Origin of the sequence: Achromobacter spanius (assembly GCF_029637605.1) — a bacterium.
GTDB lineage: Bacteria > Pseudomonadota > Gammaproteobacteria > Burkholderiales > Burkholderiaceae_B > Achromobacter > Achromobacter spanius_E.
Genome location: NZ_CP121261.1, coordinates 6,454,710 through 6,474,880, shown reverse-complemented (window position 1 = coordinate 6,474,880; position 20,171 = coordinate 6,454,710). Strand labels below are relative to the sequence as shown.

Annotated in this window: 16 protein-coding genes; 5 read left to right on the top strand and 11 right to left on the bottom strand. The window is 63.5% G+C overall.

Annotation, left to right across the window (positions count from 1 at the left end; all coding sequences use genetic code 11):
* The first annotated feature begins 749 nt into the window (after positions 1 to 749).
* A complete protein-coding gene (gene rng / locus P8T11_RS29120) occupies positions 750 to 2,231 on the top strand; it encodes a ribonuclease G (protein ID WP_268078891.1) in 1,482 nt (493 codons plus the stop codon).
* Positions 2,232 to 2,419: 188 nt separating this feature from the next.
* Complete coding sequence (locus tag P8T11_RS29115) at positions 2,420 to 3,121, top strand: DUF3053 domain-containing protein (protein ID WP_268078892.1); 702 nt, start codon at positions 2,420 to 2,422, stop codon at positions 3,119 to 3,121.
* A 12-nt stretch (positions 3,122 to 3,133) separates the two neighbouring features.
* Here P8T11_RS29115 and P8T11_RS29110 read toward each other — a convergent pair whose 3' ends face one another.
* The 4 genes from P8T11_RS29110 to msbA all read right to left on the bottom strand — a co-directional run bounded on the left by P8T11_RS29110 (position 3,134) and on the right by msbA (position 8,788).
* The gene (locus tag P8T11_RS29110; protein WP_268078893.1) at positions 3,134 to 4,600 is read right to left on the bottom strand and encodes a sensor domain-containing diguanylate cyclase; all 1,467 of its coding nucleotides are present in this window, start codon (positions 4,598 to 4,600) and stop codon (positions 3,134 to 3,136) included.
* A gap of 185 nt (positions 4,601 to 4,785) precedes the next feature.
* The gene (locus P8T11_RS29105; protein WP_268078894.1) at positions 4,786 to 5,016 is read right to left on the bottom strand and encodes a hypothetical protein; all 231 of its coding nucleotides are present in this window, start codon (positions 5,014 to 5,016) and stop codon (positions 4,786 to 4,788) included.
* 121 nt (positions 5,017 to 5,137) lie between these two features.
* Complete coding sequence (locus P8T11_RS29100) at positions 5,138 to 6,946, bottom strand: monovalent cation:proton antiporter-2 (CPA2) family protein (protein WP_268078895.1); 1,809 nt, start codon at positions 6,944 to 6,946, stop codon at positions 5,138 to 5,140.
* 66 nt (positions 6,947 to 7,012) lie between these two features.
* A complete protein-coding gene (msbA, locus tag P8T11_RS29095) occupies positions 7,013 to 8,788 on the bottom strand; it encodes a lipid A export permease/ATP-binding protein MsbA (RefSeq protein ID WP_268078896.1) in 1,776 nt (591 codons plus the stop codon).
* Between the two features lie 107 nt (positions 8,789 to 8,895).
* On the opposite strand from msbA, the gene P8T11_RS29090 reads away from it, so the two are divergent.
* From P8T11_RS29090 to P8T11_RS29080, 3 genes are read left to right on the top strand one after another with little or no spacing between them, the layout of a single operon-like run.
* Positions 8,896 to 9,867: a glycosyltransferase family 9 protein gene (locus P8T11_RS29090; RefSeq protein ID WP_268078897.1), complete on the top strand. Its 972-nt coding sequence runs from the start codon at positions 8,896 to 8,898 to the stop codon at positions 9,865 to 9,867.
* A 16-nt stretch (positions 9,868 to 9,883) separates the two neighbouring features.
* Entirely contained in the window at positions 9,884 to 10,648 is a 765-nt protein-coding gene (locus P8T11_RS29085; protein WP_268078898.1) for a YdcF family protein, read from the top strand.
* A complete protein-coding gene (locus tag P8T11_RS29080; protein WP_391442059.1) occupies positions 10,645 to 10,926 on the top strand; it encodes a YkgJ family cysteine cluster protein in 282 nt (93 codons plus the stop codon). Before P8T11_RS29085 ends, P8T11_RS29080 begins: the two co-directional genes overlap by 4 nt.
* A gap of 34 nt (positions 10,927 to 10,960) precedes the next feature.
* Here P8T11_RS29080 and P8T11_RS29075 read toward each other — a convergent pair whose 3' ends face one another.
* The 7 genes from P8T11_RS29075 to dnaE are packed head-to-tail and all read right to left on the bottom strand — an operon-like array spanning position 10,961 to position 20,131.
* Positions 10,961 to 12,115, bottom strand: a complete 1,155-nt coding sequence (locus P8T11_RS29075; RefSeq protein ID WP_268078899.1) for a glycosyltransferase family 4 protein — start codon at positions 12,113 to 12,115, stop codon at positions 10,961 to 10,963.
* On the bottom strand, positions 12,090 to 12,815 hold the full coding sequence (locus P8T11_RS29070; RefSeq protein ID WP_268078900.1) for a polysaccharide deacetylase family protein: 726 nt from the start codon (positions 12,813 to 12,815) through the stop codon (positions 12,090 to 12,092). Before P8T11_RS29070 ends, P8T11_RS29075 begins: the two co-directional genes overlap by 26 nt.
* 9 nt (positions 12,816 to 12,824) lie before the next feature.
* Positions 12,825 to 13,949 (bottom strand): glycosyltransferase, encoded by a 1,125-nt coding sequence (locus P8T11_RS29065; protein WP_268078901.1) that lies wholly within the window; start codon positions 13,947 to 13,949, stop codon positions 12,825 to 12,827.
* A complete protein-coding gene (locus P8T11_RS29060) occupies positions 13,946 to 14,698 on the bottom strand; it encodes a glycosyltransferase family 2 protein (protein WP_268078902.1) in 753 nt (250 codons plus the stop codon). The genes P8T11_RS29065 and P8T11_RS29060 overlap by 4 nt, the downstream gene beginning before the upstream one ends.
* A complete protein-coding gene (locus tag P8T11_RS29055; protein ID WP_268078903.1) occupies positions 14,695 to 15,543 on the bottom strand; it encodes a polysaccharide deacetylase family protein in 849 nt (282 codons plus the stop codon). The genes P8T11_RS29060 and P8T11_RS29055 overlap by 4 nt, the downstream gene beginning before the upstream one ends.
* Positions 15,540 to 16,640 (bottom strand): glycosyltransferase family 4 protein, encoded by a 1,101-nt coding sequence (locus P8T11_RS29050; RefSeq protein ID WP_268078904.1) that lies wholly within the window; start codon positions 16,638 to 16,640, stop codon positions 15,540 to 15,542. The genes P8T11_RS29055 and P8T11_RS29050 overlap by 4 nt, the downstream gene beginning before the upstream one ends.
* Positions 16,640 to 20,131, bottom strand: coding sequence for a DNA polymerase III subunit alpha (gene dnaE / locus P8T11_RS29045; RefSeq protein WP_268078905.1), 3,492 nt, complete (start codon positions 20,129 to 20,131; stop codon positions 16,640 to 16,642). Before dnaE ends, P8T11_RS29050 begins: the two co-directional genes overlap by 1 nt.
* Between the last annotated feature and the right edge of the window lie 40 nt (positions 20,132 to 20,171).

The window sequence follows — 20,171 nt, the reverse complement described above, 5'->3', positions numbered from 1 at the left end:
GTCAGCTTCGTTCGCTTTCGCGCCACCGCCCTCTTGCTTGCAACCTCTTCAGATCACCCTCTCTTAGCAGCTATCGAAACATCAGAACCCGTTCGGGTTAACCCTGAGTTTTCGGCAACTGCCAAGCCTGAAACTATAACACAACTTTTGCAGATTATGCAACCGGCTCTTGCCTAATTTGCATCCTATCTTGCAACCCCGCCGCTCGCTTGCGCTTCGCGTTGGCTCTGGAATCCAGAGGCTGGTTACTGAACCAGGTGGCTTGTAATCTTGATCCGGGTAAACCCTGAATCGCCATCACCAGCCAAGCCCAAGACTATAGCACGATTTTTGCAGATTGCGCAACTGGCTTTTGCCTGATTTGCCGCAATCCATGCAATAACCGCTTGGCTCCCGGTGTAGCTATTAACTTAACTACTCGCTGGCTGCTTTGCGGCAGGCTGGGTAGGTTTCCTTGCGGATTGCCTGCCGGACGGCCTGTTGTGCTTGCTTGGCTTCGCGGTTCAAAAACTGCCTGAACTGCGAAGGAGCGAGACTATAGCACAAGTTTTTGGCCTGTCAGTTCGGACAGCAAGAAAGTTGTGCGAATCTAAAAGACCCGTCTTGCCCTGCGTGACGACGAGCGCCGATATCATCTGTGCGCGGCACGATGAGCCCTATATATAGATAGTCATCCGTCAGGCTTGCCTAGCCTTGGGGTACGTTTACTATTCGCCTGTACGCCGCACCTACTTGGAGACGAGCACGCTATGCCCCCAGCCATCGCCCAGCGCGAAGATATCCTGATCAATGTGACCCCATTTGAAACCCGCGTTGCGCTGGTGGAACAAGGGTCGGTACAGGAGCTGCATGTGGAACGCAGCATCCAGCGGGGCCATGTCGGCAATATTTACCTGGGCCGCGTGGTTCGCGTGCTGCCAGGCATGCAAAGCGCGTTTATCGATATTGGCCTTGAGCGCGCCGCCTTCATCCATATTGCGGACCTTCGTGAAAACCGGGGCGAACGCAGCCAGGGGCTGACCCCCACGCCTATCGAAAAGCTGCTTTTCGAGGGGCAAACCCTCATGGTCCAGGTGGTCAAGGATCCGCTGGGCACCAAGGGTGCGCGACTGTCGACGCAGATCAGCATGGCGGGGCGCATGCTGGTGTATCTGCCCCACGATCCGCATATCGGTATTTCGCAGAAGATTGACGCCGAGTCCGAACGCATCCAACTGCGCGAACGGATTCAGGCGCTGATGCCGCCAGAAGAGAAAGGCGGATTCATTGTGCGGACTCAGGCAGAAGGCGCCAATAATGAAGAGCTGTCCGCTGACCTGGAGTATCTGCGCAAGCTATGGACGAGTGTGCAGGCAGCCGCGCGGACTCAACCCGCGCCCGCCGTCCTGCATCAGGACCTGACGCTGGCGCAACGTGTCTTGCGCGATATGGTGGGACCCAGCACCGGCACGATTCTGGTGGATTCGCGCACGACGAGCGCGGCAATGCTGGAATGGGCGCGCGTCTACACGCCATCCGTGGTGGACCGCATCCAACATTACAGCGGCGAGCGGCCATTGTTTGATACCGCCAATGTGGACGACGAGATCGCCCGTGCGCTGTCTCGTCGGGTGGACCTGAAATCGGGCGGCTACCTGATCATCGACCAAACTGAGGCGTTGACCACCGTGGACGTGAACACAGGCGGCTTTGTAGGCGGTCGCAATTTCGACGACACCATCTTCAAGACGAACCTGGAGGCGGCCCAGGCCATCGCGCGGCAACTGCGCTTGCGCAACCTGGGGGGCATCGTCATCCTGGACTTCATTGATATGGAAGAACAGGAGCACCGCGAGACCGTGCTGGCTGAACTGAAAAAGGCGCTGTCGCGCGACCGCACACGCATGACGGTCAATGGCTTCACGCAACTGGGCTTGGTGGAAATGACGCGCAAGCGCACACGGGATTCGCTTGCCCATCAATTGTGCGAGCCCTGCCCCATGTGCGAATCGCGGGGCAATGTGCGCACGCCACGCACTGTGTGCTACGAGATTCTGCGTGAAATACTGCGCGAGGCGCGGCAATTCAATCCGAAGGAGTTCCGCATCCTGGCTTCGCAGGATGTCGTGGATTTGTTCCTGGAAGAAGAAAGCCAACACCTGGCCATGCTGGGTGATTTTGTGGGCAAGCGCGTGTCGCTGGAAGTCGAGAGCACGTATTCGCAAGAAAAATACGACATCATTTTGGTCTGATGCCTCGCGCGTCTAACAGATAATCAGCGGGCATTTACTTCAATGTACGCAGATTGTGTGTCTTAACGATTCGTTTGAAAACAAGTTTGAAACGAATGGCGGTTTAGAAAACTAGCCGATAAGCTCGCGGGCGCTTTGACAGGGTTTACCCTGAAGCGCCCTTTTTCTTGCTTTCGGAGGTTCATGCAATGAAGTCCCTATTCCGTCCGTTCCTGCTGCTGGTTGCGGCGTTGCCGCTGGTGCTGGCCGCTTGCGGCGACAAGGAGCCCGAGCAACGTGCCGCGTTCACGCAGTACTTGCAGACCCGCATCGTCGACAAGCCCGGCGTGCGCGTGCCGAAGCTGACGGATGAGGAAGAGAAGTCGTTTGGCGATTACACGTCGCACTACGCCGTGATCACCGACTTCAACGCCGGCATGGAAGCATCGATCAAGCCTTTGTCGAGCATCGTGCAGAAAGGCTCCATGCGTTCTTTGAACGACATCGTGACGCGCCGCGACGACCTGAAGAGCGTTCAACAGTCGCTGACGGACATGGGCGTGGCCTTGAAAGAACAGCAGGCCAAGGCCGACGCCGCGCATGCGCAGCTCAGCCAGCCCGCGGACCTGAAGGCCGTGTACGACAAGGCCTATGAGAAGACGGTGAGCCTGCCCGCCGACACGTTCCGCGACGTGCTGCCCCAACTGAACGCCACCTTTGACAGCGGCTTGAAGGTTGCCGACTACGTTGAGGCCCACAAGGCGCAGATTGAAATCTCGGGCGCGATCGTCAAAGTAAAGGACCCCGCCGTGCAGGCCGAGCTGAATAAGCTGCTGCAAGAACTGAATGATCAGGCGAAAAACATGCAGCAGGCACAGACGCGCATGCAGGCCTTGATGCTGGGCCGATAAGCCTGCGCACCATCACGCCGCGGCGACTTGGTTGCGCCCGGCTTTCTTTGCCCGATACACCGCGCTATCGGCAGCTTCGATCAATCGGGACGGGGCCTCGTCCGCGGTAGGCACCGCAGAGGAGACTCCGATGCTGACCGTGACGACGCCACCGTCGTTACCCTCATGCGGAACGCGCAGCGCCTCGATGGCGCTGCGGATGGTTTCTGCGATGGCCGCTGCCTGCTGCTTATCGGTGCCGGGCAATAACACGACGAACTCTTCGCCCCCATAGCGTGCCGCCAGGTCGCGCGGGCGCCGCGCCTTTTGCATCAGCGTCTGGGCCAGCAACTGCAACAGTTCGTCGCCCTCTTGATGGCCATAGCGGTCGTTGTAGCGTTTGAAGTGGTCCGCATCCAGGAACAGTAGCGAAAGCGGCGTGGCCTCTCGTGCCGCCGCCGCCCACTCGCGCTCGAGCGCCTCGTCAAAGGTGCGCCGGTTGGCAATACCGGTCAATCCATCGGTTTGCGCGCGCGCTTCCAATTGCTGTTCGAAGGCCTCGCGCAAGCGCATTTCGCGTCGGAAAAGCACGATCTGCGCCATCACCGACAAGAACAGCGCCAAGGTGACCGGCACAACCAATACCGCGCGCCGTACCCACGGCGCCAGCACGTCGTCGACGTCCAGCGCCACGTCGATTACGAGCGGCGTCTTGTCAACGCTGTCAAACGTGTGAAGCCGGTTGACGCCATCAAACGCCCATTCGCCAACGAACGAGCTTTCGCGGCGGATCAGAAATTGCTGGAACGCCAGCGAGCCCTCGGCGTTGCGCTCAAAGTCGTCCACCGAGTACGGATTGCGCGCGAGCACCACCCCGTCATTGCGGTAGATCGTGATCGCGTCGTGCTTGCCGATAGAAAGTTCGGCGAAGCGATCGCGGAAATAAGCCAGTCGCAATGAACCGTTGACCACCCCCGCAAAACTGCCATCCGGATGAAAGATGCGGCGACTGATCGCGATGCTTTCATCACCCGGGCGCAGCACGCTGACATAGGGGCGGCTGATGTACAGGCCGACATCAGGCGCGTCGCGATGGACCTGGAAAAAATCGCGGTCGGAAAAATTCAGGGCTGGGGGATCAATCGCCGTCGAGTCATAGCGAATATTCCCCGCCTCATCCAATACCAGGATGGAACCCAGGTATCCCGCCGAGGACGACCGATCGAAGAGAAAGCGGTGCAGCGTGGGGCGATTGACATGGTCGATGCCCGGTTCGCGCAGCCGCTCCACCACGCCTTGCAGGGATAAGTCGTAGACATGAAGCGTGCGACCGATATCGGCTGCCAGCACCCCGGTGATGTTACGCGCGGATTTGTGGGCGGCTGCCCACGTCACCTGACGATCGATCCACAGTAATGCAACCGCCGCCAGGCAGATTCCGATGGCCACGAGTCCGGCCAGCGCATACAGGGCGCGATGCACAAACCTGCGAGACGTCAAACCGGCGCTCCTTGGCGATGCCGCTCGGGGTGTCGGGGCTTACATCCGGATGGTATCCAGCAAGATAATGCCGCTGGCCGGCGCGCGGCGCAAGATGGCGCGCGCGCACGGGTAGATACCGGGAATTCAAAGCGTAGACGATCCGCTGGCATGCCGGGCGCCGGCCCGGTGAGGCGCCAGGGCGGTTAAGGTGCCGCCGTGGCGCCGATGCGGAAAGGAAAAGCGCGCACGCCCCGGACCTTGTCCGTTTCGCGCTGGGCATTGATCGCCCAGGCCGGCGCCGCACTGCCCGCCTGGGACAGCAACTGACGCATGACGTCAGCTGAAAAACCGCACCGCAACGCCAAAGCCTGGCGTCGGGCAAGCTCAATTCCTACAGCGTGCGGTGTCGTGAAACTCCGGTCCGAATGCAGCATGGCAGCCCCCTGGCAAAAGCCCTTCATGGACGAAGGGTCAGTGCGATCCAATCTACCGCAGTCCGTTGATTCCGCGCATGAAATGATACGTAAAGTAATGCAAATATAGAGATATACAGCGTTACACGATCGGGGTCGGATCGGCCGGGGTGGCCTCACGGTCGGGTTTGTCGTTTTTACCGTCGGCCGGGCCTGTCATATTGCCGTACATGAGCGATCGGCCGGCAAACAGGCCACCGGCAACTTCCAGGTCAAAACGCTCGGCGTCGCGCCTGCGCACATCTTCCACCACCTCTGCCGCCTCGTCCGCTGGCACGCCGATGGCGCGCAGCGCGGCCCCGCCGAACTGCAAAGCGGACTCCAGGGTTTCCCGTATTTGGTAATCGACCCCTTCCTTGGCAAGCGCCAGCGAGTGGATCCGGTCATAGGCCCGCACGACGACCCGCACCAGCGGAAATTCAGACTTGATCAGTTTGACCATGTGCGTCACGGCCTGGGGGTTGTCGATACAGATCAGGATGGCGCAGGCATGCTCGGCGCCGGCGGTACGCAGCATGTCGATGCGGGTACCGTCGCCGTAGTACACCTTGACGCCCCATTTGGCGGCCGCCCGGATGGCGTCGGTGTCGGTATCCAGAATGGACACCGTCAAGCCCCGGGCCAGCATCGCCTGGCTGACGATCTGGCCGAAGCGGCCGAATCCGACGATCAGGGCGCATCCGTCCAGATCCTGGGCAACGTCCACGCCGTCCATCGACTGCTCGGGTTTGGGCAAGAGCCAACGCAGCGCCAGCACGCACAAGGGCGTCAGCGCCATGGAGATGATGACGACGGCCGTCAGGACGGCGCCCGTATGTGCGTCGAAAATGCCCGACGTAGCCGCCGCGCCATAAAGCACGAAAGCAAATTCGCCGCCCTGCACCAACAACGCAGCCCGCGTCACGGCTTCCGCATGCGAGGCGCGCAACAAGCGTGCCACCACATACACGCCCACGGCCTTCACCACCATGAACGCGACCACGGCTGCCAGAATCAAGGGCCATTCGCGTATCACCGCGGACAGATCCAGCGACATGCCCACGCCCAGGAAAAACAGGCCCAGCAATATCCCGCGAAACGGCTCGACTTCCGCTTCCAATTGATGGCGGAAGGTGGATTCGGACAGCAGCACGCCGGCCAGGAAAGCCCCCATGGCCATGGACAGGCCGCCCAATTCCATCAGCAAGGCCGCCCCCAGCACCACCAGCAGCGCTGCGGCGGTCATGACCTCGCGGGCGCGCGCGGCGGCCAACAGGCGGAACAAGGGATTCAACAACCAACGCCCGGCCGCCAGCAAGGCCAGGATGCATCCGACGGCTATGGCGGACTGCATCCACGGATTGCCATGTTCGGCGCCACTGCCCGCGGGCGCCAGCAAGGCGACCAGGGCCAGCAAGGGCACGATGGCCAGATCTTCCAGCAGCAGGATGGAGACGATCCGCTGGCCTTGCGCGCTGGTGCTGTCGTCGCGTTCGCCCAGGATCTGCATCACGATGGCGGTCGAAGACAGCACGAAACCCATCGCCGCCATGAAAGCCGCCGGCCTCGACAGGCCCGCCAACAGGCCAACCACCGTCAACAGGCCGCCGCAGACCACCACCTGCGCCAAGCCCAGCCCGAAAATTTCGCCACGCAGCTTCCACAGCCTCGACGGCTGCATTTCCAGACCAATGATGAAGAGGAACATGACGACGCCCAGCTCGGCGACGTGCAGGATGGATTTGGGATCGGAAAAGAAGCCGAGGCCGAATGGGCCGATCGCCAAGCCCGCAGCCAGGTAGCCCAACACGGAGCCCAGCCCCAGGCGCTTGAAGATGGGCACGGCGATCACGGCCGCGCCCAACAGCACGACCACGTTGACGAGTTGATTGCCTTCCATAGGCAGAGCCATAGGGCGCTCCTGGTTACACGGCGGGCCTGGCGCCCTGGATGCGGCAAATGCCGATGGCGTTCGTGATCAGTCGTCGCGGAACTGCATTTTGTACAGCGAGGCGTACAGGCCATTGGCGGCCAGCAATTCAGAGTGGGGGCCCTGTTCGACGATCTTGCCGGCGTCCAGCACGATGATGCGGTCAGCGTTCTGAACCGTGGACAGGCGGTGGGCGATGACCAGCGTGGTGCGGCCTTTCATCAAGCGTTCCAGCGAGGCCTGCACCTGGCGCTCGGACTCGTTGTCCAGCGCGGAGGTGGCTTCGTCCAGAATCAGGATGGGCGCGTTCTTGATCAGCGCGCGCGCGATCGCCAGGCGTTGGCGTTGCCCGCCGGACAGGCGGGCGGCATTCTCGCCCACCGGGGTATTGATGCCTTGCGGCAAGCCTTCCACGAATTCCAGCAGGTTGGCCGCCGCCAGGGCGTCGCGCACCTTTTGTTCGCTGGACTTGCCCAGCGCGCCGTAGCCGACGTTGGCCGCGATGGTGTCGTCGAACAGCACCACATCCTGGCTGACCAGCGACAAATGCGAACGCAGGCTGCGCAGCGTGAGGTCATTGACCGGCGTGTCGTCCACCAGGATGGTTCCGCTATCCGCCAGCACAAAGCGCGGCAACATGTTGACCAGCGTGGTCTTGCCGCTGCCCGACCGGCCCACCAGGGCAACCGTCTGGCCCGGTTCCACGGTGAAGGATATGTCGTTGACGGTATCGCGGTCGGCATCGGGAAAGCGATGTTTGACGCTGCGGAATTCCACCTTGCCGCGCACGGGTTCGGCCAGTTCCTTGGTGCCGGTATCGATCTCGGGCTTCTGGTCGATCAACGTGAACACGCTTTCCGCGGACACCAGCATTTTCTGCATGCGGGCGGCCACGTTGGTCAGCCGCTTGATGGGATCGAAAATTTGCGCCAGCGCGGCCATGAACGAAGCGAAGCTGCCCACGGTCAGCGACCCGTTATTGGCTTGACTGAGAGCGACGGCGATGACCGCGCCCACCGAAATCGAGATGCAGACCTGGGTCAGCGGCGTCAGGGCCGCGTCCGCCGTGGCGGTACGCATGGCGAACCGGCGCAGGCGGCGGCTGACGAAATCGAAGCGGCCGCGTTCGACTTCATAGCCGTCGAACAGCTTGATGACGCGCTGACCGTCGATGCCTTCGCCGACCACGCGGGTCAGTTCGGCGTTCATATTGACGGTGTCGCGGTTGATGCGGCGCAGGCGCTTGATGAAAAAGCGCGAGATAAGCACCGACACGGGCAGCATGATCAGGATGATCAGCGTCAGCACCCAGGACATGTAGAGCAGCACGCAGATGAGCGCGATGACGACCAGGGTTTCACGCACCAGCACCGTGATGACGTCGGTGGCGTAGCCGGTGACGTTGCCGGCATCGATGGTGAAGCGGTTGAGCAGGCGGCCAGTGTCGCCGCGCTTGAAGTCCTCGTCGGGCAAGCCCAGCAGGCGCTCGAACATGTCGCGACGCATGCCCAGCAGCACATTGTTGGCCACCCAGGCCAGCAGGTAGTCGCTGAAGAAGTTGCAAATGCCGCGCAGCAGGATCAGGCCCACCACCGCCAACGGCAATGCCCAGACATAATAGGGTTTGGCCCCAGAGAAGCCGCCGTCCAGCAAGGGCTTCATAATGACGGCCAGGACAGGTTGCGTTGCCGCCGCGCCCGCCATCAGCAGGACGGCCAGCAACAAGCCCTTCCAGTAGGCGCCCACCCGGCTGTAGATCCGGTTCCAGAGTTCGGACTTGACGGGAGTGGAATCCGCGGGTGTGTTGCGTGCGGCAGAATTCAAAGGGAGCACTCGCTTTTATACAATTGTGCCCAGGATTGTACCGGCTACGCGCCGCCGCGCTGAGCCGCCCTCCCCCTAATAAGACTAATTTGCCTCACCACCCACCCATGTCCGATATCCGCTGTATATACGTCCGGCTACCCAATTGGGTGGGCGATGTTTGCATGAGCCTGCCTAGCCTGCGGGCGTTGGAAGCCAGCGGCCTGCCCCTGGTGATCTGCGCAAGGCCCTGGGCCCGCGATCTGCTGGACGGCGTACCCAAGCACGATTTCGTCCCCATGCGCAGCAAGGTCGGCCCCGACCGGGCCGCCGTCAGCGCCCACCGCCGCAGCCTTGGCGCGCTGGGCCGCCGCGCCCGGGGCTTGCTGCTGCCGGACTCCCTGTCCAGCGCGCTGGTTTTCCGGCTGGCGGGCCTGCCCTGCGCCGGTTACCGGGACGACGGCCGCAGCTTCCTGCTGCGTTGGCCCGTGGCCAAACCGGACGAGACCTTGCACGCCGTACAGTCCTGGCACCATCTGACCCGCCAGGCCTTGAACCGCTGGGGCCTGCCCAGCGGCCCGGCGCAGCCCGGCCCCACGCTTGACCTGCCGCTGACGGCGGCGCACCAGGATGCCGCCGACCAGGCGCTGCAGGCGGCAGGCCTGAGCGCCCAGCGTTTTGTGCTGATTGCCCCCACCGCCACCGGGCTGCACAAGGGCAAGATCAAGGTCTGGCCAGGATTCGATACACTGACGCGCACCTTGCAGGCCCGTGGCCATACCGTGGTAATGTGCCCCCCTCCGGCCGAAACCGACGAGGCGCGGCGCAATGCACCCACGGCGCAATTGCTGCCCCCCTTGCCGCTGGGCGCGTTTGCCGCGTTGACAGCACGGGCGGCGCTGGTGGTGTGCAACGATTCCGGGGTATCCCACGTTGCCGCCGCGGCATCCGCCCGCGAACTGGCGTTGTTTGGCGTGACCCGGCCGGGTCGGACCGGCCCGTGGTCGCCTCGGGCCGTCTGCGTCGGATCCGAGCACGCGTGGCCGTCCGTCGAAGAAGTTGAACAGCAGGCGTCAATCCTGCTGGACGGGACGAAGTAATCAGGACTGTTTTCACATGACCTTTTCCAGCTATCTTGCAAATCTGATCATTCCTCTCAACTTGTGCGTCACTTTGGTCATTGTCGGCCTGGTGCTTGGCTTGTTCCGATTGCGCAAGACGGGTGGCACCCTCATCGCCGCCGGCCTGCTCTGGGCCTTGGCATGGTCGCTGCCGGTGACGTCACTGTGGTTGGGCGGCGCGCTGGAAACCCGCTATCCGCACCTGCCGCCCGCGGATTCGCCCACGGCCGACGCCATTGTGGTGCTGGGCGGCAATACCGCCAATGGCCGCGCCAACTGGTTCCTGCCTTATGACAAAGAGACCGCCGTCGTCCGCATCGACACGGCGGCCCAGCTCTACCTGGCCGGACGCGCGCCCAAGGTGTTGTTGTCGGGCGGCGCACTGGAAGGCGATGTGTCCGAGGCCCGTGGCATGGCGCACGCCATCCGCCAGCAGGGGGTGCCCGAAACCGCGCTGATCCTGGAAAACTCCAGCCGCACGACCTATGAAAACGCGGCCCTGTCCGAAGACAAGCTCAAGGCTCGCGGCATCGGCAAAGTGCTGCTGGTGACCTCGGCGCTGCACATGCCGCGCGCCATGGCGGCCTTCTCCAAGCAAGGCGTGGAAGCCATCGCCGCGCCGGCCCCGCCGCAGATCGTGGCGCCAGCGGACGGGTCCTTGCCGCTTTGGCTGCCTGACCAGCGCACGTTCGACGCCAGCCGCTCCATCATCAAGGAATACGCCGGCCTGTTCGTTTACTGGCTGCGCGGATGGGTATGAGCCTGACGGCCGCGGCGCTGGATTGCCGGGCGGGCTGCGGCGCATGCTGCATCGCCCCGTCAATCACCCAGCCTATTCCAGGCATGCCGCAAGGCAAGCCAGCCGGCGTGCCCTGTATCCAGCTGCTTCCCGACATGCGCTGCGCAATCTTCGGCCAGCCTTCGCGCCCAGCCTTCTGCGGTGGGCTGCAACCACAGCAAGAGATGTGCGGCCCCAACCGGGAACACGCGATTCAGTGGCTAGGCGACTTGGAACGCGCGACGGCGCCGGCGCATTGAGGCCGGCGCGGCTGGGCGGGTCACTCCAACCCGCTTACCCGCCCTGCCGCGCTTGAAGCACCTTTTCATACAGTGCTTCATACCTTGAAGCCACCGTTTCCCAGCTTTGATCGCGGGCAATCTCCAGGCCTCGTTCGATCAACTCGGCCCGCAGCGCCGGCTCCGACCCCAGCCGCTCGAGCGCCTGTGCCAGCTGGCCGCCATCGCGCGGGTCCTGCAGGATCAGCGCGTCCTTGCCCGCCGACAGATATTGCGCAAAGCCGCAGTAGGCGGGCGAACTGACCACCACCGGCAGGCCGTGCGACATCGCTTCCAGCGGCGCCATGCCGTAGCTGTCATTCAGCGTGGGATGCGCGTAGATATCCGCCGCGCTGAAATACGGGGCCACGTCCGGCGTCGGGTCGATCAGCGTGACGCGGTGCGCCACTCCGTCCGCCGCGCGGACCCGGTCCCGAGAGGGCTCGTCGGCCCCCACGACCAGCAGCTTGTAATGGGCGGGAAGTTGCGCCAGCGCGTCCAGCAGCGCGGGCAGCCCCTTGCGCAGCGGGTTGCGGGCCACCAACAGGCAGCCAATCGTGTCGGCGTCCCAACCCAGGCGGGCACGGATTGCATCGCGCCTTGTGGCCATGTCGGCCGAAGGCAGTTTCACCCCCGGCGCGATGATATCCACCCGCAACTCCGGGCCATAGCTGCGATGCAACTGGTCCATGATCAAGCCCGACACAGCCACCACGCGCCGAGCCGGCGCACGCCGCACTCGCAGTTTTTCCAGCAGCAGATAGGTTGCCAGGCGCGGGCTCAGCCACGAACTGATGCGCTGCAGCGGGTTGACACGCGCGACGCGGTTGTAGCGCACCGGCGTTACGTGCATGACCTGGATTTCGCCCGCCCAGCCGTTCATGTGCGAATGCACGATGTCGAAGCGCCCACGTGTCAGGCGATCGGCGCGCCAGGCGAAGTAAAGCACGCGCATCCAGCTTGGCAGCCAAGCGGGAAAGCGCACGGGCAGGAAGGAAAACGGCAGGTCGCTATCGAAGTCACGCGCAACGACCGACACATCGTGCCGCTGGCCCAGCACCCGCATCAGTTCCACGCCGTAAGCCTCGGCGCCGCCGAAGCGGTTACCGAAGCGGTCTACCAGCAACGCGATGCGGAGCCGCCGCTCAACGGCGCCGGCGGGTGTCTTCATACCGGGTCAGGCACTTCTGCAGGAATCGGATGATGTTGGTGGAACGCGCCACCGTCACCCGAGGCAGGCCGAAGGGATCGTCGGACGCGGCGGCCAGGCCGCGCCGCGTCAGTGTGGCGTTGTCATAGCCCGCTTCGCGCGCCATCGCGCGGTGCTCCGGGCCGTGATCGCCGTAGGGATAACAAAAGGCGGTAACCGGCGCGCCCAGCGCCTGTTCCAGTTCGTTCTTGGATTCCACGATCTGGCGACGCGCTTCGTCGGGCGACATTTCGGGCAAATGGACATGGTCCAGCGTGTGCGAACCGACTTCGTTGCCCGCCTGCGCCCATTCGCGCATTTCGCCCACCGTCATCAAGGCGGAAAACGGAATGCCTTTATGCGAGTCCCAGACGTTGCCGCCGTCGAATTGGCGCGCAACAAAATAGTTGGTGGCGGTAAAGCCAAGTTCGCTCAGCACGGGCATCGCGTTGTGATGCACGTTGCGATAGCCATCGTCGAACGTAATGCCGAATACCTTTCCTTGCCGTTCGCCACGCACATACGGCATGACGTCGCGCATCGACAGGCCGCGATAACCCAGCCGGCGCATCCAGCGCATCTGCCGGGCAAAGCTGTCGGGGTGCACGGTCAGCCCACGAAACGGCGTGCCCTTGGGATTGGGTTCGCCGATCTGGTGGTACATGAGAATTGGAATAGACATAAGGCAGGATTATAGAGCCCGGCGTCCATCCAGCGTACGCTGGTAGACGTCCATTGTGGCGGCCGCGAAACGCTCCAGATTGAAGTCGCGCAGGCTGGTTTCACGCGCGCGGGAACCCATTTCGCGAACCACATCGGGACGGTCCAGCATGAAGCGCAGCTTGTCCGTCATGGCGGCCACGTCACGCACCGGCACGATCCAGCCGTCCACGCCGTCCGTCACGTTTTCGGGCAGGCCACCCGCGTTGGTCACCAGCGCCGGCAAACCCAGGGCCATGATTTCACGGCAGGCGAACGACAGGGCTTCACGATACGACAGCACGAACCCCGCGTGACAGGACGCGAGCGAGGCGCGCACGTCATCAAGCAGCCCGGGAAAGCGAACCTGATCGATCATGCCCAGTTCGCGTACGCGCGCCAGCTTGGCCTCGGACGGCGGGTCGCCCGCCACCATCAGCAGCACGCGCGCCTTGTCAGCCGGCGGCAGGGCCGCCACAGCGGCCACCAGGTCCAGCCAGCCCTTGTCGAAGTCGGTGCCGCCCGCGCTGCCCAGCAGCAGCTTGCCTTCCCAGTCCGCGCCGAAGATCAGCGCTCGCAGCTTGTCCAGGCTTTCCGGCGGCGGCGGTGCGAAGAAGTTTGTGTCGATGCCGTGGCGGATGGTCGTGATGGGGCGCTTGCGGTACGGCGACCGCTGCATCAGGCCATGGATGTAATCACTGACCGCGATGCCGTGGTCGGTGGCCAGCGCCACCCGCAGCTTGTGGCCAAAGCTGGAAAGCGGATGATCGTTGTGCTTGGTGAACACAATGCGCGGGCGCCGCGCCATGCCCAGCGTGGCCAGCATCACCTGCTTGTGGTCGGCAGAGCCGTTCACGTGAATGATGTCGAAGCCGCCCGTCTTGATCAGGCGGCTTAACTGGGCGCGGTCCTTGAACCAGGACGACGGACGCGTCGTGTAGCGCATGTCAACCACCGTCACGCCGGGAATCGTGCGCGCGTAGCGGTGCAGCCGGCTGGTGGCCGGCGCAGCCACGGTGATGTCGTGCTTGGGCGCCAAGGCACGGGCCAGGTTGATGATGTAGGTGACGTGCCCTCCACCATTGCCGCCGTGGAAGTTCGTGTAGAGAATCTTCACTTCTGCTTCTCGGCCAGGAACATCAGCTTGGAATAGCGAAAAAAACTGCCCGCGGCCGCGGTCACGGCCAACACCAGGCCATGCCTGCCATCGAGAAACCCGCGCCGGATCAGGTAGATGCGCACAAACGTCCAGAACCCATGGCCCAGTGCGCCAAACACCGACGTGCGGCGGCCCTTGGCGTACATCATGGCCGCCGCGTCCGAGGAATAGCGGTTGACCTTGTTGATCAGGGCGTCCAGGTTGTCGTAGGGATAGTGGTTGAAATAGCCCTGCAATTTCAGCGGCTGGCCCTGGGCGGGCACGACCCGCTCATGCACGGCGGCGTCGGTGAAGCGCGCCGTGCCGCGCTTGAACAAGCGCAGCACGTAGTCGGGCCACCAGCCGCTGTGACGGATATCCTTGCCGCAGAAGTTCGACAGACGGGCGATCTCGTACGCATCGGCGCGCGGGCTGGCCAGAACGTCCTGGATCTCACGCGCCAGTTCGGGCGTGACGCGCTCATCGGCGTCGATGGACAACACCCAGTCGCCCGTCGCCAGGTCCAATGCGCGATTTTTCTGCGGGCCGAATCCGGGCCAATCGGCCGTGACCTCGACGCGCGCGCCCAAGGCCTGGGCCAACTCGACGGTGCCGTCGGTGCTGCCCGAATCCACCACGATGAATTCGTCGGCGAAGGACACCGATTTCAGGCAGGCGGCGATGTTCGCCGCTTCGTTCTTGGTGATGATGATGACTGATAGCTTCATCCGCGATTCCTAAGACGCTTTTTCCAGGCTTTCCAGGCATGGTAGCGGGGCCCCCAGAAGGGGTCGCGCGACAACCAGATGCGCCGGTTGAGCCAGCTTCCGCCCTGATTGCGCACGGCGAAACGATAGATGTGTTCGGGGTCCGCGCCGGGCGTGTTCTGGCCGAAAGGGTCGGTCGTGTAAAGGTGCGCGAAACCGGCCTGCCGGGCAGCCGCCACGTAGTCGGCGTCGAAGTAGCCCTGCGGCCAGCAGAGGTGGTCGCTGACCGAACCCAGGCGCTGCACCAGGGCCTGGCGGGAATCGTGCAGTTCCTGTGCGATGTGGGCGCGTTTGGCGTCGGCGTCGTTACCGCAGACCTTGTCCCAACGGGTGTGGGTGTGCGTGTGCGAATGGAATTCGAAAGTGCCGGCGGCCTGCATGGCCTCGATCTCGCTCCAGCGCAGCATCGCCTCGTCGCCGCGGCCCGACGCCACCAGTTGCTTGCAGGCGTCGTGATCGGGCGTGGCTGGCAACACGCCGCCCTGCCCCGCGTGCGGCCGCACCGGGCCATCGCCGATCCAGCCCGTGATGGTGAACAGCACGGCGCGCATGCCATGGCGCGCCAGAATCGGATGCGCGTGCACCCAGTTATTCAAGTAGCCGTCGTCGAAGGTGATCAGCACGGAACGCTCGGGCACCGGCTGGCCGGCCAGAAAGCCGGCGAACTGGGTGGCCGTCAGCGACTGGTAGCCCGCGCGCGCCAGACGCGCAACCTGGGATTCAAAGACATCCGGCGTCGCCGCGATCATGCCGCCCGCGGGGGTGACATGGTGGTACATCAGCACGGGGACGTTGGGCGCGTTCATGCAGCGCGTTCCGCCAGCCACTTCAGGTAGATGGCTTCGGTGGTTTCGGCAAGCCGCGCAGGCGAAAACACGGCCTCTTCCCAGACCATCTTGCGGCCGGCCTCGCCCATGCGACGGCGCAGCGCCGGGTCGTCGATCAGGCGTTGCAGCGCATCGGTCAGCGCCTGGGGATTTTTTGGCGGCACCAGGATGCCCGTATCGCCATTGCGGAACATTTCGGATACGCCACCCACGTCGGTGCCCACCACCGGCAGGCCGCTGGCCTGGGCTTCAACATAGACCGTGCCCGACGCCTCTTGCTGCGTGGCCAACGCGAACACGTCGAATCCGGACAGCAGATTAGGCACATCGCGGCGCATGCCCATCAAGTGGATGCGATGCTGCAGGCCCAGCTTGGCCACGTAGGCCTGCGTTTGCTCGAAGACCGGCGAGCCGCCCCCCACGAACACCAGGTGCAGCTTCGGCCGGCTTGCCATCAGCGGCACCATCGCGTCGATCAGGTCCTTGTGGCCCTTGGTGGCGCGCATGACGGCCACACAGCCCACCACGACATCGTCATCGGCCAGGCCGAGTTCATCGCGCAGGGTCGACCGTTCGACCGGCGCCGGCAGCACGATGGGCGAGTAGACCGTGGCCACCTTGTCGGCGGGTACGCCGCGCTGGATCAGGTATTTGCGCACATGGTCACTAACGGCCGTAACGCGGTGCGGCAACCAGGTGTAGGACCACATCGAACCGACCTTGTTCGACAGATGGCGTGTCCGCACGATCAGCGGCGTGCCAGCCAGGCGGCCGCTCATGCCCGCGATGACCGTGTCGCGCCGGCTATGCGTGTTGAGCACTTCAAAGCGCCCTTCCCGCAAAATTCGGCGGACGGCGGCCACGCCCTTGAAGTAATTCGCCGGGCCGTCCATGTCGACCTTGTGCACCGTGAAACCGGCGTCCGTCAGGCGTTCGACCAGCATGGCCCGTGATTGGACGATGGCTTCAACATGGTGGCCACGCGCGCGCATGGCCGTCATTTCCTTGAAGATCCGCCCCTCTTGGCCACCGAAACTGGTGGCTGCTTCAGAATGGACGATACGCAGGCTTCGCATCAATAGGTCACCTCAACCCCATCGGGTTTGGTCCAGGCATTCAGGTTTTCCAGCAGCGTGTCGGCCATGCGTACGCGCCACTCTTCGCCCAAGCGCACAGTGCAATTGAAATTATTCTTGGTGTAGACGATATCGACGGGCACGCCCGGAATGCCGTTCTCGGGTTCGGCCCGGAACGGGTTCAGCATCTGGCGCAAGCGTGCAGCATCGGCCGAACCATTGAGCTTGACGCGCAGCGACTTGGCGCGCGCTTCGCGGGCCAGTTGCAGGTCGTACAGTTGCTCGGCCACGATGCGCATGCCGCCAGAGTAGTCGTCATTGCTGACCTTGCCCTGCACGATGACGAGCTGGTCTTCGCGCAAACGGTTGCGGTGCTTTTCGTAGAGCTCGTTGAACACCGAGATCTCGACCTGCGCGGTGCCGTCGTCCAGCACGGCAAACACCATCTTGCCGCGGCGGGTCATCATGACGCGCACGCTGGCCAGCACGCCGCACATCCATTGAAGATCGCGCTGCGGTTCCACGCGTGCCAACTGCATCGGCACGATGCGGCGCACTTCGTCGCGCCAGGCGTCAAACAGGTGGCCGCTGTAGTAGTAGCCCAGCGCGGACTTTTCTTCCGTCAGCTTCTTGTGCAGGTCCCACGGCGCCACCTTGGCCAGTTCGCCCGCGACCACGTCGCCGCTGTCGTCGCCGAACAGCGAAGCCTGGTTGGCGCTGCGCGCGGCCTGTTCCGCCGCTTCCATCGCGGTGGGCACCGACGCCAGCATGGCGGCGCGGTTGGGTTCGATGGTGTCGAACGCGCCCGCCTTGATCAAGGCTTCGATGGTGCGGCGGTTCACCGCCTGCTTGCCCACGCGGCGGCAGAAGTCGAACAGGTTCAGGAACGGGCCGCCTTCCTTGCGAGCACGCAGGATGTCTTCGACCGCCCCCTGCCCCGTGCCCTTGACCGCCCCCAGGCCATAGCGCATGGTGCGCGGCGGCTTGCCTTTTTCGGTGTACTTGTCCTTCACCGGTTCGAAGCGGTAGCCCGAAAAATTGACATCGGGCGGCAGCACTTCAACGCCGTTGTCCTGCGCGTCGCGGCAGAAAATCTGCACCTTGTCCGTGTCGTCCATATCGGACGACATGGTGGCGGCCAGGAATTCGGTGGGGTGATAGGCCTTGAGCCAGGCGGTCTGGTACGAGATCAGCGCGTAGGCGGCCGAGTGCGACTTGTTGAAGCCGTAGCCCGCGAACTTTTCCATCAGGTCGAACAGCTTGACCGCGAGGTCCGGGTCGTGGCCCTTTTCCTTGGCGCCCTGTTCGAACAATTCGCGGTGCTTGGCCATTTCCTCGGGCTTTTTCTTGCCCATGGCGCGGCGCAGCAGGTCGGCGCCGCCCAGCGAATAGCCCCCGATGATCTGCGAGATCAGCATCACCTGTTCTTGGTAGACGATAACCCCGTAGGTGCTTTTCAGCGTGCTTTCCAGGTCGTTGTGGAAATAGTCCACCGCGGCGCGGCCGTGCTTGCGGTTGACGAAGTCGTCCACCATGCCGGATTCCAGCGGCCCCGGGCGATACAGGGCCAGCATGGCGATGATGTCTTCAAACGTGTTCGGCCGCAGCTTCTTCAGCAGTTCTTTCATGCCGCGCGATTCCAGCTGGAACACGGCGGTGGTATTGGCGTCGCACAAGATTTTGTAGGCGGCCGGGTCGTCCAGTTCGAGCGCCATCACGTCGAAGTCGCGCTTGTCCTCGTTGAACTGGCGCACGTAGCGCACGGCCCAGTCCAGGATGGTCAGGTTGCGCAGGCCCAGGAAGTCAAACTTCACCAGGCCGGCGGCTTCGACGTCGTCCTTGTCGAACTGCGACACCGCGCTGTTTTCCTGGCCGGGCTGGCAATACAGCGGGCAGAAATCCGTCAGCTTGCCGGGCGCGATCAGCACGCCGCCCGCGTGCATGCCGATGTTGCGGGTCAGGCCTTCCAGCGGCTTGGCCAGGTCGACCAGCGCGCGCACTTCCTCTTCCTGTTCGTAGCGGTCCTTGAAGGCGGGTTCGTCCTTCAGGGTGCGTTCCAGCGTCCAGGGGTCCATCGGGTTGAACGGGATCAGCTTGGACAGGCCGTCGCAGAACATGTAGGGCATGTCCAGCACGCGGCCGGCGTCACGCACCACGGCCTTGGCGCCCAGCGTGCCAAAGGTGGCGATCTGGCTCACGGCGGCGCGGCCGTACTTTTCCTTGACGTAGTCGATGACCCGTTCGCGGTTGTCCTGGCAGAAGTCGATATCGAAGTCGGGCATGGAGACCCGCTCGGGATTCAGGAAGCGCTCGAACAGCAAGTCATAGCGGATGGGGTCCAGGTCGGTAATACCCAGCGCGTAGGCCACCAGCGAGCCCGCGCCCGAGCCCCGGCCCGGGCCAACGGGCACGCCGTTGTTCTTGCCCCAGTTGATGAAGTCCTGAACGATCAGGAAGTAGCCGGGGAAGCCCATCTGGATGATGGTCTTGCATTCCCAGCGCAGGCGCTCGTAGTACTGCTCGCGCTTGGATTCACGTTCGGCCTCGTCCGGAAACAGAAACGCCATGCGCTTTTCCAGGCCCTCTTCCGACAACTGGACCAGGTAGTCGTCCAGCGTCACGCCCTCGGGCGTGGGGAAGTTGGGCAGGCGCGGCTTGCCCAGCACCAGGCTCAGGTTGCAGCGCTTGGCGATTTCAACCGTGTTGGCCAGCGCCGAGGGCACGTCGGCGAAGCGGCGCGCCATTTCCTCGGAACTGAGCAGGTACTGCTCTTTGGTGAAGCGGCGCACGCGGCGCGGATTAGCCAGGATTTCGCCTTCGGCGATACAGACCCGGGCCTCGTGCGCCTGGAATTCGTATTCGTCCAGGAATTGGACGGGGTGCGTGGCCACCACCGGCAAGCCGGCTTCGCCCGCCAGCCGCATGGCCGCCTGCGTGTAGGCTTCGTCGCCGTCCATGCCGGCGCGCTGCAATTCAATGTAGTAGCTGCCCGGAAACAGGTGCGCCCATTGGCGCGCCAGCGCCAGCGCCGATACCGCGTTGCCGGCGTCCAGCGCCTGGCCCACGTCGCCCATGCGGCCGCCCGACAGCGCGATCAGGCCCTGCTGGCCTTGCAGCCATTCCCGGCGGACCTCCGCGCGTCCCTTGCCCTGGTTCGTCAGGAACGCCTTGGACAGCAGTTCGCACAGGTTCAGATAGCCCTGATGGTTGCGCACCAGCAACAGCAAGCGGAAAGGCTTGGCGGGATCGTCATCATTGCTCAACCAGACGTCACAGCCGGCAATGGGTTTGACCCCCGCGCCGCGCGCGCCTTTGTAGAATTTGATCAGGCCGAAAAGGTTGGACAGGTCGGTCAGCGCCACGGCGGGCTGGCCCAGCTTGGACACGCGCTTGATCAGGTCGGGAATGCGCACAATACCGTCCACGACCGAGAACTCGGAGTGGACACGCAGATGCACAAAGGGGGTCGGGTTTGTTACGGCTTCGGACATAGCGGGAATTGTACCTAGGGATCACGGTCCAAGCCCCCTG

Excerpts from the sequence above, each read along its gene's own strand:
- rng (WP_268078891.1), top strand. The coding sequence starts at position 750 with ATGCCCCCAGCCATCGCCCAGCGCGAAGATATCCTGATCAATGTGACC.
- P8T11_RS29115 (WP_268078892.1), top strand. The coding sequence starts at position 2,420 with ATGAAGTCCCTATTCCGTCCGTTCCTGCTGCTGGTTGCGGCGTTGCCG.
- P8T11_RS29105 (WP_268078894.1), bottom strand. The coding sequence starts at position 5,016 with ATGCTGCATTCGGACCGGAGTTTCACGACACCGCACGCTGTAGGAATT.
- P8T11_RS29100 (WP_268078895.1), bottom strand. The coding sequence starts at position 6,946 with ATGGCTCTGCCTATGGAAGGCAATCAACTCGTCAACGTGGTCGTGCTG.
- P8T11_RS29090 (WP_268078897.1), top strand. The coding sequence starts at position 8,896 with ATGTCCGATATCCGCTGTATATACGTCCGGCTACCCAATTGGGTGGGC.
- P8T11_RS29085 (WP_268078898.1), top strand. The coding sequence starts at position 9,884 with ATGACCTTTTCCAGCTATCTTGCAAATCTGATCATTCCTCTCAACTTG.
- P8T11_RS29080 (WP_391442059.1), top strand. The coding sequence starts at position 10,645 with ATGAGCCTGACGGCCGCGGCGCTGGATTGCCGGGCGGGCTGCGGCGCA.
- P8T11_RS29075 (WP_268078899.1), bottom strand. The coding sequence starts at position 12,115 with ATGAAGACACCCGCCGGCGCCGTTGAGCGGCGGCTCCGCATCGCGTTG.
- P8T11_RS29070 (WP_268078900.1), bottom strand. The coding sequence starts at position 12,815 with ATGTCTATTCCAATTCTCATGTACCACCAGATCGGCGAACCCAATCCC.
- P8T11_RS29060 (WP_268078902.1), bottom strand. The coding sequence starts at position 14,698 with ATGAAGCTATCAGTCATCATCATCACCAAGAACGAAGCGGCGAACATC.
- P8T11_RS29055 (WP_268078903.1), bottom strand. The coding sequence starts at position 15,543 with ATGAACGCGCCCAACGTCCCCGTGCTGATGTACCACCATGTCACCCCC.
- P8T11_RS29050 (WP_268078904.1), bottom strand. The coding sequence starts at position 16,640 with ATGCGAAGCCTGCGTATCGTCCATTCTGAAGCAGCCACCAGTTTCGGT.
- dnaE (WP_268078905.1), bottom strand. The coding sequence starts at position 20,131 with ATGTCCGAAGCCGTAACAAACCCGACCCCCTTTGTGCATCTGCGTGTC.